13 protein-coding genes are annotated in these 15,252 nt (G+C 73.3%); 8 read left to right on the top strand and 5 right to left on the bottom strand.

Going from position 1 to position 15,252, the window contains the following annotated elements:
- Positions 1 to 10: 10 nt before the first annotated feature.
- Positions 11 to 1,219, bottom strand: a complete 1,209-nt coding sequence (locus ACN27C_RS10575; protein WP_120572862.1) for a DUF4032 domain-containing protein — start codon at positions 1,217 to 1,219, stop codon at positions 11 to 13.
- Positions 1,220 to 1,360: 141 nt separating this feature from the next.
- Between ACN27C_RS10575 and ACN27C_RS10570 the strand changes: the two genes are divergently transcribed.
- Together ACN27C_RS10570 and ACN27C_RS10565 are read left to right on the top strand one after the other, a co-directional pair.
- Positions 1,361 to 2,098: a phosphatase PAP2 family protein gene (locus ACN27C_RS10570; protein WP_358174315.1), complete on the top strand. Its 738-nt coding sequence runs from the start codon at positions 1,361 to 1,363 to the stop codon at positions 2,096 to 2,098.
- Between the two features lie 85 nt (positions 2,099 to 2,183).
- The gene (locus ACN27C_RS10565; RefSeq protein ID WP_422751050.1) at positions 2,184 to 4,736 is read left to right on the top strand and encodes a chitinase C-terminal domain-containing protein; all 2,553 of its coding nucleotides are present in this window, start codon (positions 2,184 to 2,186) and stop codon (positions 4,734 to 4,736) included.
- 94 nt (positions 4,737 to 4,830) lie between these two features.
- Here ACN27C_RS10565 and ACN27C_RS10560 read toward each other — a convergent pair whose 3' ends face one another.
- Entirely contained in the window at positions 4,831 to 5,976 is a 1,146-nt protein-coding gene (locus ACN27C_RS10560) for a hypothetical protein (protein ID WP_120572860.1), read from the bottom strand.
- A gap of 276 nt (positions 5,977 to 6,252) precedes the next feature.
- Between ACN27C_RS10560 and ACN27C_RS10555 the strand changes: the two genes are divergently transcribed.
- Positions 6,253 to 7,491, top strand: coding sequence for an APC family permease (locus ACN27C_RS10555; protein ID WP_120572859.1), 1,239 nt, complete (start codon positions 6,253 to 6,255; stop codon positions 7,489 to 7,491).
- An 18-nt stretch (positions 7,492 to 7,509) separates the two neighbouring features.
- Here the strand turns inward: ACN27C_RS10555 and ACN27C_RS10550 are convergent, their stop codons facing one another.
- Positions 7,510 to 9,294: a potassium channel family protein gene (locus ACN27C_RS10550; protein WP_422751049.1), complete on the bottom strand. Its 1,785-nt coding sequence runs from the start codon at positions 9,292 to 9,294 to the stop codon at positions 7,510 to 7,512.
- An 87-nt stretch (positions 9,295 to 9,381) separates the two neighbouring features.
- Here ACN27C_RS10550 and ACN27C_RS10545 point away from each other — a divergent pair, with 87 nt between their 5' ends.
- From ACN27C_RS10545 to ACN27C_RS10530, 4 genes are all read left to right on the top strand, one after another.
- Positions 9,382 to 9,861 (top strand): MSMEG_6728 family protein, encoded by a 480-nt coding sequence (locus ACN27C_RS10545; RefSeq protein WP_121683858.1) that lies wholly within the window; start codon positions 9,382 to 9,384, stop codon positions 9,859 to 9,861.
- A gap of 77 nt (positions 9,862 to 9,938) precedes the next feature.
- Entirely contained in the window at positions 9,939 to 11,483 is a 1,545-nt protein-coding gene (locus ACN27C_RS10540; protein WP_422751048.1) for an FAD-dependent oxidoreductase, read from the top strand.
- Between the two features lie 54 nt (positions 11,484 to 11,537).
- The gene (locus ACN27C_RS10535) at positions 11,538 to 12,674 is read left to right on the top strand and encodes a hypothetical protein (RefSeq protein ID WP_393379392.1); all 1,137 of its coding nucleotides are present in this window, start codon (positions 11,538 to 11,540) and stop codon (positions 12,672 to 12,674) included.
- Positions 12,675 to 12,888: 214 nt separating this feature from the next.
- Entirely contained in the window at positions 12,889 to 13,329 is a 441-nt protein-coding gene (locus tag ACN27C_RS10530; protein WP_120572855.1) for an HNH endonuclease, read from the top strand.
- Between the two features lie 73 nt (positions 13,330 to 13,402).
- Here ACN27C_RS10530 and ACN27C_RS10525 read toward each other — a convergent pair whose 3' ends face one another.
- Positions 13,403 to 14,026, bottom strand: coding sequence for a TetR/AcrR family transcriptional regulator (locus tag ACN27C_RS10525; RefSeq protein ID WP_422751047.1), 624 nt, complete (start codon positions 14,024 to 14,026; stop codon positions 13,403 to 13,405).
- A 69-nt stretch (positions 14,027 to 14,095) separates the two neighbouring features.
- Here ACN27C_RS10525 and ACN27C_RS10520 point away from each other — a divergent pair, with 69 nt between their 5' ends.
- Positions 14,096 to 14,647 carry a peroxiredoxin-like family protein gene (locus ACN27C_RS10520; RefSeq protein ID WP_422751046.1) on the top strand — a complete coding sequence of 184 codons (552 nt, stop codon included), beginning with the start codon at positions 14,096 to 14,098 and terminating at the stop codon, positions 14,645 to 14,647.
- Here ACN27C_RS10520 and ACN27C_RS10515 read toward each other — a convergent pair.
- On the bottom strand, positions 14,622 to 15,233 hold the full coding sequence (locus ACN27C_RS10515) for a hypothetical protein (protein ID WP_422751045.1): 612 nt from the start codon (positions 15,231 to 15,233) through the stop codon (positions 14,622 to 14,624). The two genes, ACN27C_RS10520 and ACN27C_RS10515, sit on opposite strands and share 26 nt — an antisense overlap.
- Between the last annotated feature and the right edge of the window lie 19 nt (positions 15,234 to 15,252).

The raw sequence follows: 15,252 nt of genomic DNA, 5'->3' as shown, positions 1-15,252 counted from the left end.
CGCCCGGGGGTCAGACCGTTGGCACCTCGACGCCGAGCACCGCCTGCTCGTCCGGGCGGTGCACCAGCACGTCGGCCAGGTACGACTGCACCGCCCGGCGCATTCCGACGTCCCGCCCGGCCTGCTCGGAGAGCAGCCACTTGTGCTCGATGATCTGGGCGAACAGCTCCTGCGGCTCCAGCTTGCGGCGCAGGTGCGCGGGCACCGCCCGGACCACCGGCTCGAAGACCTCGGTCAGCCAGCGGTGCGCCGCCTGCTGCTCGTCGGTCAGGTCGCTCTCCAGTCGGTAGGCGTCCAGATCGTTGAGGAGCTTGCGGGCCTGGTTCTCCTCCGCGTCCAGGCCGGTCAGGCGCAGCAGCCGCCGGGTGTGGTAGCCGGCGTCGACCACCTTCGGCCGGACCAGGTAGCGCCCGTTGTCGACTGTCGACATGGCCACCTCGGCCACGTCGAAGCCCAGCTCGTTGAGGCGGCGGATGCGGCGCTCGATGTCGTGCCGGGCGGCGCGCTCGACCTGCTGCTCGTAGGTGATCTCGTGCCAGAGCCGCTCGTAGCGCCGCACGACCTCCTCGCAGACCACCTCCGGGTCGATCGACTCGTGCAGCAGGCCGGCGGCCTGGAGGTCGAGCGCCTCGCCGAAGATGTTGACCCGGGCGATCTCCAGGTCCTCGCCGCGCTGGCCGTTGGACAGCGACGGGTACAGCGCCCCGGTCTCGGCGTCGACCAGGTAGGCGGCGAACGCGCCCGCGTCCCGCCGGAACAGCGTGTTCGACAGCGAGCAGTCGCCCCAGAAGAATCCGGTCAGGTGCATCCGCACGATCAGCGCGGCCAGCGCGTCCAGCAGCCGGTTCATCGTCTCCGGGCGCAGCGTGTTGGAGAACAGCGCCCGGTAGGGCAGCGAGAACTGGAGGTGCCGGGTGATCAGCACCGGGTCCAGCGGCTCGCCGTCGTCGGTCTGCCGGTCGGCCACGATCGCGATGGCCTCGACCGACGGGAAGTCGATCCGCTCCAGCGCCCGCAGCAGGTCGTACTCGCGCTCGGCGACCCGCTCGCCGGTCTCCTTCACCGCGTAGACGTACCCGCCGAGCCGGACGAACCGCACGATGTGCCGGGAGATGCCCTGCGGCAGCGCCACCAGGTGCTCGGCAGGCCACTGCTCCAGCGGGGTCGACCAGGGGAGGTCGAGCAGCGCCGGGTCGACGAGGGCCGAGGTGATCCGCACGGCAACCAGTGTGACCGCTGACCCCCGCGCCGCGCTTCCCTTCGTGGCTGGGCACACAGCCGCCGATGCCCGCGCCGCCCGGCCGCCGCCCGCGGCCGGTAGCGTGGTCGCGTGCGTCAGACCTCGGGGGTACGCGGTGACCTGCGGCTGCGGCCGGTCCGGCCGGCCGGGTGGTGGTTCGACGGGCTGCTGCTCGCGGCAGTGGTGGCGCTGACCGTCGCGCTCGCCTCCGGTCACCTGTTCGGCCTCGACCGGGCGGTCGCCGACTGGTCCGACGACAACCGCCCGACGGCCGCCCGCTGGGTGGCGATGACACTGAACCTGCTCGGCCAGGGCACCCCGCTGACGCTGCTCGCGGCCGGGCTGGGCGTGCTGCTGGCGCTGCGGCTGCGATCGGTGCGGCCGCTGCTGCCGCCGGTGGCCGGGTTCGTGCTCACGTTCTTCACGATCGGCCCGCTGAAGGTGTGGACGGCCCGCCCGGCGCCGAGCGCCTCGGTCAAGGAGCCGTTCCTGTCGCCCGAGCAGACGCTGCCGCTGTTCCAGCACGACCTGCCGGTACGGTTCGCGCAGTCGTACCCGTCCGGGCACGTCGCCAACGCGATCGTCTGGTACGGCGTGCTGGCGCTGCTGCTGGCCCCGCTCGTGCGCACGTTCGGCCGGACCGTGCCGCCCCGGCTGGTCACAGTGGTCCGGGTGGTGCCCCCGGCGGTGGTCTTCTGCACCACCGTCTACCTGGGCTGGCACTGGCTGACCGACTCGGTCGCCGGGTTGCTGCTCGGCCTGCTGCTGGACCGCCTGCTGCGCCGGGTGCCCTGGAACAACCTGCCGCTGCCGGCGCGGCTGGGCGGCTGGGCCCGGCCGGCGGAGCATCTCGGCTAGCAGTCAGCCTCTTGTCTCGGCGCATCCACGCCGGTATACATTTAGCAACCTTAATAGTTAAGTTTGTTAAATGTAGGAGGTGCGCGTGCTGGCGAGACGAATCAGCCGCTGGCTGTCGGCCGGCGCCGCCGGTCTGCTGCCCGCGATGATGGCGGTGGTCGTGGCCGCCCCGGACGCCCGTTCGGCCGCCGCCGACGACGAGGCGTGCCGGCCCGACGGGCTCCACCGCACGACGGGAGTGTCGGTGCCCTACTGCACCGTCTACGACACCGCCGGCCGGGAGAAGATGGGCGCCGACCACACCCGCCGGATCATCGGCTACTTCACCAGTTGGCGGACCGGCCGCAACGGCGCTCCCGCCTACCTGGTCAACCAGATCCCGTGGCAGAAGGTCACCCACATCAACTACGCGTTCGCGCACGTCGACGGCAACAACAAGATCTCCGTCGGCAACCCGGCCGCCCCGAACAACCCGGCCACGAACATGACCTGGCCCGGCGTGGCCGGTGCCGAGATGGACCCGGCCCTGCCGTACACCGGGCACTTCAACCTGCTCAACAAGTACAAGAAGCAGAACCCCGGAGTCCGTACGCTGATCAGCGTCGGCGGCTGGGCCGAGACCGGCGGCTTCATCGACGACAGCGGCAACCGCATCGACTCCGGCGGCTTCTACCGGATGACCACCACCGGCACCAACACGGTGAACACCGCCGGCATCGACACGTTCGCCGACTCGGTGGTGACGTTCCTGCGCACGTACGGCTTCGACGGGGTGGACATCGACTACGAGTACCCCACCTCCAACAACAAGGCCGGCAACCCGCTCGACTTCGCCCAGGCCGACGCCAAGCGGGCCGGTCTCAACGCCTCGTACCAGGTCCTGATGCGCACGCTGCGGGAGAAGCTCGACCGGGCCGCCGCCACCGACGGCAGGCACTACCTGCTCACCGTGGCCGCGCCCGCGTCCGGCTGGCTGCTGCGCGGGATGGAGTCCTACCAGGCGTTGCAGTACCTCGACTACGTCAACGCGATGTCCTACGACCTGCACGGCGCGTGGAACCACTTCGTCGGGCCGAACGCGGCGCTCTACGACAACGGCGACGACGCCGAGCTGGCCGCCGGCGGCGTGTACGGCGCGTACTCCGGCATCGGCTACCTGAACACCGACTGGGCGTACCACTACTTCCGGGGTGCGCTGCCCAGCGGCCGGGTGAACATCGGCGTCCCCTACTACACCCGGGGCTGGCAGGGCGTCACCGGCGGCACCAACGGCCTGTGGGGACGGGCGGCGCTGCCCGACCAGACCAAGTGTCCGGCCGGCACCGGCGGCTCGATCGGCTCCACCACCCCATGCGGCAACGGCGCGGTCGGCATCGACAACCTCTGGCACGACCTCGACGCCGCCGGCAACGAGGTGCCCGGCGGCGCCAACCCGATGTGGCACGCGAAGAACCTCCAGGCCGGCATCACCGGCGACTACCTGGCCGGATACGGCCTCACCCCGGCCACCGACCCGGCCGACCGGATCAGCGGCAGCTACGCCCGTAACTACTCGGCCGCGCTGGTCGCGCCCTGGCTGTGGAACGCGGAGAAGAAGGTCTTCCTCTCCACCGAGGACGACCAGTCGCTGGCTGCCAAGGCCGACTACGTCGCGACCAAGGGCCTCGGCGGCGTGATGATCTGGGAACTCGCCGGCGACTACGCCTACGACTCCGCCAAGGGCCAGTACGGCATGGGCGACACGCTGACCACGCTGCTCTACGACCGGCTGAAGGCCGCACCGGCGTACGGCGCCCGCAAGGCGGGCATCACCATGCCCACCCGGACGCTGGACGTGGCGGTCGGCATGGGCGGCTTCGCGCTCGGCGACAACAACTACCCGATCAACCCCGAGCTGCGGCTGACCAACAACACCGGCGCGCCGATCCCGGCCGGCGCGCACCTGGAGTTCGACTATCCCACCACCACCCCGGCCACGCTCAGCCAGCAGTCCGGCTGGGCGCTCACCACTGTCACGACCGGCCACACCGGCAGCAACGTGGGCGGCCTGAAGGGCGACCACAACCGGGTACGCCTCACCGTACCGACCGCGATAGCGCCCGGCTCGTACGCCGAGGTGACGCTCAACTATCAGCTCCCGATCTCCGGTCCGGCCAACTTCACGCTCGCCTTCGGCGGCCAGACGTACGCGCTGGCCGGGGACTGGGCACGTGGTGGCGAGGTGGTCACGCCGTCGCCCGGCCCGAGCGGTTCCGCCCCGCCCGGCGGGGGCACCTGCACCGCGCCGGCCTGGTCGGCGGCCACCGCGTACTCCGGCGGTGCAACCGTCTCGCACGCCGGACGGACCTGGAGCGCGAAGTGGTGGACCCAGGGCGAGACGCCGGGCAGCGCCGCGGTCTGGGCCGACCAGGGCGCCTGCACGGGCTCCCCGACGCCGACCGCCTCCCCGACGCCCACCGGCTCGCCGTCACCCACCGGTGGTGCGTGCGCCGCGCCGGCCTGGGCCGCGGGCACCGCGTACCCCGGAGGCGCTGTGGTGTCCTACGGCGGATACCGGTGGACCTCCCGGTGGTGGACCCAGGGAGACGTGCCGGGGACCAACAGCCAGGGCGTGTGGACCGACAACGGGCCCTGCTGAACCCGATCCCGGTGCCGCCGGCAGATTCCTGCCGGCGGCACCGGCCGTTCACCCCGGGCACCTGGGACGCCGGTGTGGAAGGCCGGCACGGCGCTCAGCCGGCCGGGCGGATCTCCACGATGCTGATCCGGGTCCGGGTGCTGTAGGTCAGCCGGCGGCGGTGGTCGTCGTCCTCGGGCCGCACCGCCACCTGGATGCGGATCTGGGTGCCCTTCGGCAGCTCGACCCGTTCGTCCGGCGTACTCACCACGAACACCCCGCCGGTGGTCTCCGGGTCGATCGACACGCGCTCCTGCCGCAGCAACGGGGTGTCGTTCTCCGCGTCCCCGGGCCGGGTGTACTCGGCGCGTATCCGGACCAGGTCGTCGCGCCGCAGACCGCGCAGGTCGACTGTCGCCTGGACGCTGACCAGCCCGGTCTCCGGCACGGTCCAGTGGTACAGGCCGGTGGCCCAGCGGATGGCGTGGAACCGGTCGGTGGTGTCGAGCGTGTCGCCCGCGTGCGCGGTGCTGTGGAAGGTGGCGATCACGTCCCGTTTCGTGGTCGTGGACGTCTTCTCGCCGATCATCGTCGCGAAGTCGCCGGCGGTGCCACGGAACGCGTCCGCGTCACAGGTGTGCTGGCGGCCGATGATCGCCGAATCGGTGAACTGCCAGATGCGCGGCGTCTCCGCCGGCTTGCCGTATCGGGTCCAGCCCGGGCCGGAGTCCCCGCCGGCCCGCGCGTACGCGGCCTTGAAGTCCTCGGCCACCCGGTACGGGTAGTCGGCGTTCCAGCGCGGGAGGTCGCCCAGGTCGTCGTCGCCGTACTGGCCGCGCGAGGCGTACATCACCGCCACCTTGCCGGTGCGTTCCTCCAGTTCCCGGCCCACGTCGACGCCGATGTGCGGGGGCACGTCGTCGGTCGGCCAGCGCTCCAGGTCGATCTGCCAGAAGAACCCGTCGTACGTGCGCCACCAGGGGGTGTGCTTGTCGGCGTAGTCGACGGCGGTGGCGGCCTGGTCCTCGATGGAGACGTCGGAGTGCACCACCACGTACATGCCCAGGAACGGGATGCCCGCGTCCTTGGCCGCGGTGAGCATCACCCCGTAGTACTGGCTGTGGAACGTGCCGTCGCGCGACTGTTCCGTGCCCTTGTAGGTCATGAAGTCGATGCCCGCGGCCCGGGCGTCCCGGATCCGGTCGGCGGTCAACCCCCGGTCGACGTCGTAGTCGCTCGCGTCCCAGCCGAACAGCGTCATGTGCGGTACCTCCCGCGATCGCGGTGAAGTGGTTCCCGGAACTGCCGGAGCCGATTCGAGGGCACCTTTGCCCGATCGACGCGGAAAAAATCTGATCATCGCCATCGGACAATCGGCACGGAAGCATTTGCAAACCGCGTCTGACCTGCGTAAACGACTCTACCGATGGCGTCGACAATCGACCACCGCTGAGCGCGGATTATTTATGCAAATCATTTTCGTCAATTTGCCGCCCGCGGGCACCTGCCGTTCACCCGAGCGCTTTAGGCTGCCGGTGTGGAACAGCTGGCACGGCGACTCGGCGTACCCGACGCGGTCGTCATCGGTCTCGGCTCGATGCTCGGCGCGGGCGTCTTCGTGGTCTTCGCCCCGGCCGCGGCGGCGGCCGGCGGCACCGGCCTGCTCGTCGCGCTGGCGGTGGCCGGTTTCATCGCCTACTGCAACGCCACCAGCTCGGCCCGGCTCGCCGCCCGCTACCCCGAGTCCGGCGGCACCTACGTCTACGGCCGGGAACGCCTGCACCCGTTCGCCGGTTTCCTGGCCGGCTGGGGGTTCGTGGTCGGCAAGACCGCGAGCTGCGCGGCCATGGCGCTGACCGTCGGTGCGTACCTGTGGCCGGGGCGGGCGCGGCTCGTCGCGGTCCTCGCCGTGGTGGCGGTGACGGCGGTGAACCTGCGCGGGATCGGCAAGACCGCCACCGCCACCCGGGTCCTCGTCGCGGTGGTGCTCACGGTGCTCGCCGTGGTCGCGGTGACCGGCGCGCCGCAGGTCGCCGCCGACCGGCTCACCGCACCGGCGGGGATCGGCGCGGGCGGCGTGCTGACCGCCGCCGGCCTGCTGTTCTTCGCCTTCGCCGGGTACGCGCGGATCGCCACGCTGGGCGAGGAGGTACGCGACCCGGAGCGCACCGTCCCCCGGGCGGTGCCGCTGGCGCTCGGCGCGGTGCTGGCGATCTACCTGACGCTGGCGGTGGTCGCGCTCGGCGTGCTCGGCGCCGACCGGCTGGCGTCCACGGACGCGCCGCTGGTCGAGGTGGTGACCGCCGCCGGGCACCCGGGGCTGGCCTGGCTGGTCCGGGCCGGTGCGGCAGTCGCGGTGACCGGGGTACTGCTCTCGCTGGTGGCGGGCGTCGGCCGGACCACGCTGGCGATGGCCCGCCGCCGGGACCTGCCGGGCGCGCTGGCAGCGGTCCACCCGCGCCACCGGGTGCCGCACCGCGCCGAACTGGCGGTGGCCGTCGTGGTGATCGCCGTGGTGACGGTGGGCGACATCCGGGGCGCGATCGGCTTCTCCAGCTGCACGGTGCTGGTCTACTACGCGATCACCAACGCGTCGGCGCTCACGCTCGGCCCGGACCCGGACCGGCACGTCCCGGTACGGCTGCTCGCCGCGCTGGGCCTGGTCGGCTGCCTGGTGCTCGCGGTCAACCTGCCGCTGCCGAGCGTGCTCGCCGGGTTCGGCGTGCTCGCCCTCGGCGCGCTCGGGTACGCCGTCCGCAGGCGTCGGCCGGCCTGACCGATCCGACGCGCCCGGTCACTCCTGCGGGCGGCGCGCGGCGGGCGGGCCGGTGGGTGCCGGCGGCGGCGCGGGCGTGGTCTCCCGGAGCAGCGCGGTCAGCCCGGCCCGCCGGGCCACCACCGTCAGCCGGTCACCGGCCTGGATCACCATGCGCGGGTCGGCCGACCAGTCGGCCTTCTGGTTCGGGCGGGTGTACGCGAGCAGGCGTACCTCGCCGGGCCGGGCCACCGCGCTCAGCGGACTCCCGTCCAGCGGCGAACCGGCCACCACCGGCACCTCGGTGACCAGCAGCGCGTGCCGGTCGACCGGGATGGTGGCGATCACCGCGCGGTCGAGCAGCGCCGCCGCGAACGCCGGCGCGGCCAGATAGGACACGCTGCGCGAGATGCCGATGCCGAACGCCTGCTGGATCCGCTCGGCGAAGTCGCCGTCGAACAGCCGCAGCACCACGCGCAGGTCCGGGTCGAGGGACCGGGCGATCAGCGCGGCCCGCAGGTTCGTCCCGTCGTCGGTGGAGACCACCACGAGCGCCTGGCAGGTGTCCACCGAGGCGGACCGGAGCGTCTCCTCCCGGCCCGCGTCGCCCACGATCAGCGGCACGCCCAGCCGGTGCGCCAGCGCGGCGCCGCGCGCGTCCGGGTTCTTGTCGATCGCCACCACCTCGACGCCGAAGTCGTGCAACTGGGCCATCACCCGGGTGCCGATGTTGCCCAGCCCGACCATCACCACGTGCCCCGAGCGGTCCGGCTGGACCCGGCCCGCGTGCAGGGCCAGCCGGGCGTTGACGATGCCGTCGACCACCGCGGCCGTGATCAGCGGGATCAGCGCCAGCCCGGCCAGGTTGAGCACCACCTGCATCACCTGGGCGGCGACCGGCTTGTTGACGTCCGGGTCCTGGCCGGTCAGCGTGGTGACCAGCGTCAGGTAGACCGCCTCGCTCCAGCTCACGTCGGCCGCCCGGGCGTTGAGCCAGCCCAGCGCCGCGATCACCCCGAGCAGCACCAGCACCGCGATGCCGATCTTGCGGGTGGCGAAGTGGCGGACCGCGCGCAGCAGGACGGCGACCGGCTGCCGGCGCCGCCGCGCCCGTACCAGCCGCCGCGCGGCGACCTCGGTGCCCGCCGGCCGCCCGGTCGCCTCGGCCAGCACCACGTCGGCCGCCGCCTCGTCGGCGGGCAGCACCCGGACCAGGTCCGGATCCGTGGTGACGGCCAGGCCGCAGACCACGTCCTGCGGGCGTACGTCGTCTCGGCGGGCCACGTAGAGCGTGCGCCCGGCGTGCCGGAAGTGGGTCGGCGCCACCTCGCCAAGCGCGGCGGCCACGAAGGCGGGCGCGGCCATCGAGGCGTCGGAGAGCACCGCCGAGTCGGGGAAGAGCTGCCGCAGCCCGTCCGCCAGGTTGGTGTTGAACATCCGCACCACCAGGCGCAGCCGCGACTCGACCTCCTGGGCGCACAGCGCGGCGTGCATGTTGCCCACGTCGTCCTGGTGCAGCAGCGCCAGCCCGGCCGCCCCGGCCAGCCCGGCCCGGCGGAACGCGGCCTCGTCCAGCCGCTCCGCCGTGACCACCCGTACCCCCGGCACGTCCCGCCCGTCGGGGCCCTCGGACCGGCGGCGGCCCGGCACCACGAGCGTGACCCGCACCTGGCCGTCGGCGCTGTCGGTGGCGAGCAGCGACCGGACCACCCAGTAGGCGAGCGGATCGGAGCCGCAGACCACGTAGTGGGGGCGTTCGTCACCGTTCATCCGGAGCCGCCAGCCGGTCGCGCGGCGCGCGCGGTCGCGCAGTGGCTCGGCCATGTCCGGATCGTAGTCAGCCGCTCGCGATGTGCGCAGCCCCGGCGATCATGAACGCATGGCGGGCCCGGGTCCGGGTAGAGCACCGGCATGCAGACGTTCCTGCCGTATCCGGACTTCCTGGCCAGCGCGCGCACGCTGGACCAGAAGCGGCTGGGCAAGCAGCGCGTGGAGGCGATCCAGGTGCTGCGCGGGCTGACCCGGCCGGACTACGGCTGGCGCAACCACCCCGCGGTGAAGATGTGGGCCGGGTACGAGGAGGCGCTGACCCGGTACGGACTGGACATGTGCGCGGTGTGGTGCGAGCCGGGCCGGGCCGACACCTGCGCCGGCACGCTCGCCACCGATCTCGCGACTGCCTGCGGCATCTCGGTGATCCGCACCCAGGACGAACTGGCCGCCGCCGGTGAGCTGCCGCCCTGGCTGGGCCGCGACGACCTGCACCGCAGCCACCGGTCGTCGCTGCTGCGCAAGGACCCGGTCCACTATGCGCCGCTGTTCGGCGACGTCTCCCCCGACCTGGAGTACGTCTGGCCGCCGTCGGACCGCCCGCGCCGCTGCCTGCCGTGAACGCCCCGCCGACGCGTACCCAGCGGGTTGCCGCCCCGACCGGCAGACTGTGAGCACCGCCGACTGGAGGATGCCCCGTGGGTCTGTCGCAAGTGGTAGGTCGCCTGATCGGCGTACGCGAGCACGTGGTGGACCCGGGCGGCGGTGGCCCCGACCGCGTGCCGCGACCCGTCGCGGCGCTCGTGGTCGGCGGCGGCATCGCCGGCATGTCGGCGGCTGTGGTGCTGGCCGAGCGCGGGGTGGCCGTGACGGTGCTGGAGGCGGCGCCGCACCTCGGCGGACGGCTCGGCGCCTGGCCGGAGGAGTTGCCCGACGGCGTCCAGCGCAACGAGCACGGCTTCCACGCGTTCTTCCGGCAGTACTGGAACTGGCGGTCGATCCTGCGTCGGGTCGATCCGGAGCTGGGCTTCCTCAAGCCGATCCCGGGCTATCCGATCCTGTCCGAGCAGTGGCCGACCGAGGAGTTCGGCAAGCTGCCGCCCGCGCCCCCGGCGAACCTGCTGGCGCTGCTGCTGCGCAGCCCCAGCCTGCGCCTGGCGGACCTGCGGTCGATGGACCGGGACGCGGCGCTGCCGCTGCTCACCTACGACCCGGTACGCACCTACGAGGAGTTCGACGAGCGGACCGCCGACGAACTGCTCACCTCGCTGCGGCTGCCGGACCGGGCGCGGGCCATGCTGTTCGAGGTCTTCTCGCACTCGTTCTTCAACCACGAGGCGGAGATGTCGGCCGCCGAGATGATCGCGCAGTTCCACTTCTACCTGCTCGGCAACCCGGAAGGGCTGGCCTTCGACTGCCCGGACCGGGACTACGGCACGGCGATCTGGGAGCCGCTGACCCGGTACGTGGAGAAGCACGGCGGCCGGGTGCTGACCGGCGCGGCGGCCGCCCGGCTGGACCGTACCCCGGACGGCTGGCGGGTCACCGGCGCCGACGGCGACGCCTGGGAGGCGCCGCACGTGGTGCTCGCGGTGGACCCGCCCGCGCTCGCAGCGCTCGTCGACGCCTCCCCCGGCCTGGCCGGGGCAGCGCCCGAGCTGGTGGCGCGGATGCCCGCGTTCGGCCGGCCCGGCCCGCCGTACGCGGTGGCGCGCTACTGGATGGACGGGGACGTCCGGGCCGACCGCGCGGTGTTCAGCGGCGTCTCCCGACAGCCCACGCTGGACTCGGTGACGCTCTACCACCGGCTGGAGGACGAGCCCCGCCGCTGGGCCGAGCGGACCGGCGGCTCGGTGGTGGAGCTGCACGCGTACGCCTGCGAGCCGGAGGTGCCGGCCGACGAGCTGGCCGCCCGGATGCTGCGGGAGCTGACCGCGCTCTGGCCGGAGGTGGCCGGCCTGCGGGTACGCGAGCTGCGCGCCCGGGTCGAGGCGCAGGCGCCCGCGTTCACGCCCGGCAGCCACGCGTGGCGTCCCGGGGTGGAGACCGACGCGCCCGGCCTCTACCTGGCCGGGGACGGCATCCGCACCGAGTTCCCGAGCGCGCTGATGGAACGGTCGGCGGCCACCGGGATCATCGCCGCGAACCACATCCTGCGGGTCGAGGGGGCGGCGACCGAGCCGGTCCGCTCGATCCGGCCGCGCGGGCTGCTGGCCGGGCGGGCCGCACCGAAACGGTCATAAGCGGCCAAAAACGCCTCTACGCTCGACTGATCCGGTGACACGGGAGGTCGGGCGGTGAGCACCGCGACGCGGGATCGGCGCGACGAGGAGCACGGCACGCCACGGGACGAACGGACCGCGGTGGTCACCGCGCTGCGGCTCGGCTGGTCGATGGCGGACGCCTACCACCACGCGCAGACCGCCGACCTGACCGGGGACGGGCACCGGCAGACGCCGGCGCCGCCGAAGCTGTCGAACCTGACCGAGCTGGCCGGGCGGCACCGGCTCGGCATGTACCTCGACGGCGTGGACGTGGCGCTGGCCCAGATCGCGCCGCTGACCCCGCCCGGCCGTACGGTGCCGTCCGCCGCCGCCGCCCGTGGTGCCACCGGGGCCGACCGGGAACCGCTGCTGCGGGCGCTCGACGACCTCAACATCGACGTGCTGCGGTGGACGATGGCGACGAACCACCGGGTCGGGGTGGCGTACCGGCTCGGGCGCTCGCTCGCCGACACCGTCCGGCGCGGCGACGCCGACCAGCTCGCCGCGCGCTTCGGCGGCCGGCACCTCCAGATCAGCAGGTGGCTGGACGAGCTGGCGAGCGTGCTGCCGCCGTACTCGGCCGCCGTGGTGCGCCGCTCGCTCGCCGCCTGGGCCACCGCTGTCGGCCGGGCCACAGTGGGCGATCCGGGCGAGGCCGGGCTCGCCGAGCTGGCCCGCGAGCTGCGCAACCAGGGCGACCTGTGGCAGGACGTCCTGACCGGCGGCCTGCACCCGCGCGACCTGCTGGACGAGGAGAACTGGGCGGTGATCGCCCGCAACGTCGTCATCCGGGACCGGAAGCTGGTGGCGCAGGCGGCCCGGGGCATCTTCTGGCCGGTGCTGGCGCCCCTGCTCGTGGTGCTGCTCGCGGTCGTCGGGGTCAGTGCCGCCGCCGCGGCCGGCTCCCCCACCACCCGGGCGGCGGTGGCGCTCGTCGGCCTCGGCGCCGGGCTGACCGCGATCTGGCGGTCGATCTCCACACCCACGCTGTCGGTGGCGGCCGAGGTGAACCGCCCGCTGCTGGACAGCGAGCTGGTGGTGCAGATGACCGCCCGGATCGACAGGCCGCTCACCGCCGCCCGGCGGGCCGGGCGGGCCGGACGGCAGCGGCGGCCCGCCGACGACGGATCGAAATACGTTGCCCGTGATTCCCGAATCGATCTACCGTGAGCGCGCAAGGTCAGCCACCGTTCCGGGAGCCGTCGATGTCGCTGCGATACGCCACCACGAAGACGTCGTGGCTGCTCGGCGACGGCTGCCGGGAACACGGTCCCTGGCCCGGAGGCCACGACTGACGCGTCTCGCGTCCCCGTCGTCGCCGCCCGGTCTTGTGGACCGGGCGGCTTTTTCGTCGCCGTACCGCCGATCGTGAAGGGAGAGCCCGGTGGACGCCGTCCTCGTCATCAACGCCGACCTCGGCCCGCTGCACCGGGTCACCGTCAAGCACGCGATCCGGATGCTCTGCCGCCGGGTCGCCGAGATCCACGAGGCCGAGCCCGACCGGGTGATCGGCGTCTTCCCGCTGCCGCGGGTGGTCCGCCTCGTCCGGTACGTGGTGACCCGCTGGCGGTTCAGCGCCGGCCCGGCCTGGTCCCGGGCCGGGGTGCTGGCGCGCGACCGGCGGAAGTGCGCGTACTGCGACGGCGCGGCCAGCACGATCGACCACATCCTGCCCCGCTCGCGCGGTGGCCGGAACACCTGGGGGAACACCACCGCCGCCTGCTACGCGTGCAACCAGCGCAAGGGTGACCGGACCCCGGCCGAGGCGGGCATGCCGCTGCGGCGGGAGCCGGTGACGCCGAGCTGGGCCGCGCTGGCGCGGTGACGGACGGCCGGCGGGCACAGGGGGCGGTGTCGGGGGTACGCCCCGGCGCCGCGCCCGCCGGTCCCACCATGCCCTAGGTGCCGAGACGCCGGGCCAGCCCGTCGAGCAGGAGGTCCAGCCCGCCACCGAACTCGTCCTCCGGTGCGACCGCACCGGCCGCCCGTGCGGTCTCGGCGAGCAGGGGGAACTCGTCGCGGGGCAACGCCGCGATGACGGCCGTGCCGGGCCCGGCCAGCGCGCCGAGGTGTTCCATCTGGATCGCGCCGATCACGTAGCCGAGCAGGGCGCGGAACGCGATCACCCGCCCGGTGCCGGTGAAGCCGGCCCGGGTCAGCACCGCGAGCACCGCTTCGCCCCAGCGCAGGATCGCCGGTGAGCGGTGCCGGTGCGCGGGCAGCAACGGGACGACGGCCGGATGGGTGCCGACCGCCCGGCGTACCCGGCCGGACAGCTCCCGGATGCCGTCCGGCCACGGGGCGTCGAGCGGCGGGCGGGTGTCCACCCGGTCGAGGACCCGCTCGACGACGAGCGCCTCCAGTTCGTCGCGGTCGGCGACGTAGCGGTAGAGGCCCATCGTGCTGGTGCCGAGCTGCGCGCCGACCGCGCGCATGGTGAGGCCGGCGAGGCCGTCCCGGTCGAGCACCGCGAGCGCCGCGTCGGCGAGCTGGGCGTGGGTCAGGGAACGGGGACGGGGCATGGCCTTGACAGCGTACAAGATACGCCTACGGTTGTAGGAGTACGTCGTACGCCTACAACGGGAGCGCGCATGGACGTCGTCACCCCTCGCCACCTCACCAGCGTGACCGGCGCCCAGGTCGCCCTGCCGGACCCGGACCGCCTGGTCCACCTCCAGTTCCGCCGCTTCGCCGGCTGCCCGGTCTGCAACCTCCACCTGCGCTCGATCGTCCGCCGGCACGCCGAGATCGAGGCGGCCGGCGTACGCGAGGTGGTGCTCTTCCACTCCCCCGCCGACGAGTTGCGCGAGCACGTCGCCGATCTGCCGTTCGCCGTGGTGGCCGATCCGGACCGGCGGCTCTACCGGGAGTTCGGGGTGGAGTCGGCGCGACGGTCGCTGCTCGACCCGCGCGCCTGGCTGCCGATCCTGCGTGCCGTGGTGACCGGCACCTGGCACGTCCTGCGCGGCCGGGAGCGACTGCCGTCCCGCACGCCGCACGGCGGCCGGCTCGGGCTGCCGGCCGACTTCCTGATCGCCCCCGACGGGCGGGTGCTCGCCGCGAAGCACGGCGAACACGCCTCCGACCAGTGGTCGGTGGACGAACTGCTGGCCCAGGTCAGCGGGAGCCGGTCGGCACGCTGACCGCCGGATCGCCGGGGTGTTCCCGCAGGAACGCCTCGGCCCGGGGCGCGTCCCGGAGGATCTGCCCGCAGGCGAGCGCGAACATCACCACCGTGACGCCGAACAGGACGAACCAGATCGGCGCCAGGCTGAGCAGCAACTGGCCGAGGTTCATCGTCACCAGACCGCCGAGCAACGGCACGAATCTCCGCTGCCGGATCAACTGCTCGGCGGTGGTGCGCAGCCAGGGCAGGTCGTCCGGGGAGTCCACCACGCCCCGCCGGACGGCCCGGACCAGTTCCCGGCGACGGCGGAAGCTGACCGCCCACAGCCGCGACTCGCGGTCGGCCCGGTGGCTGCCGCTGCGGACCATGCGGACCAGCGCGACGATTTCCAGCCCCAGACCCAGCACCACGAGAACCAGACCGGTCACCTCCACCCAGTCGGGCGGGTCACCGCGTTCCAGCCAGCTGCTCGGGAACGCACCGTCCGCCATCAGTCCGACCAGCACCGACGCCAGCGCGAACGTCAACACCGTGCCGACCAGCAGCAGCCGGACACGGCGGCGTCCCCGCTTGATCTCCCGACGTTCCGAATCACCGTCCACGATGGCCCCCGCTCGACGG

This window comes from Micromonospora sp. WMMD1219, assembly GCF_049315215.1.
In the GTDB taxonomy this organism is placed as follows: domain Bacteria; phylum Actinomycetota; class Actinomycetes; order Mycobacteriales; family Micromonosporaceae; genus Micromonospora; species Micromonospora tulbaghiae.
This window is presented reverse-complemented; position numbering and strand designations above follow the sequence as displayed.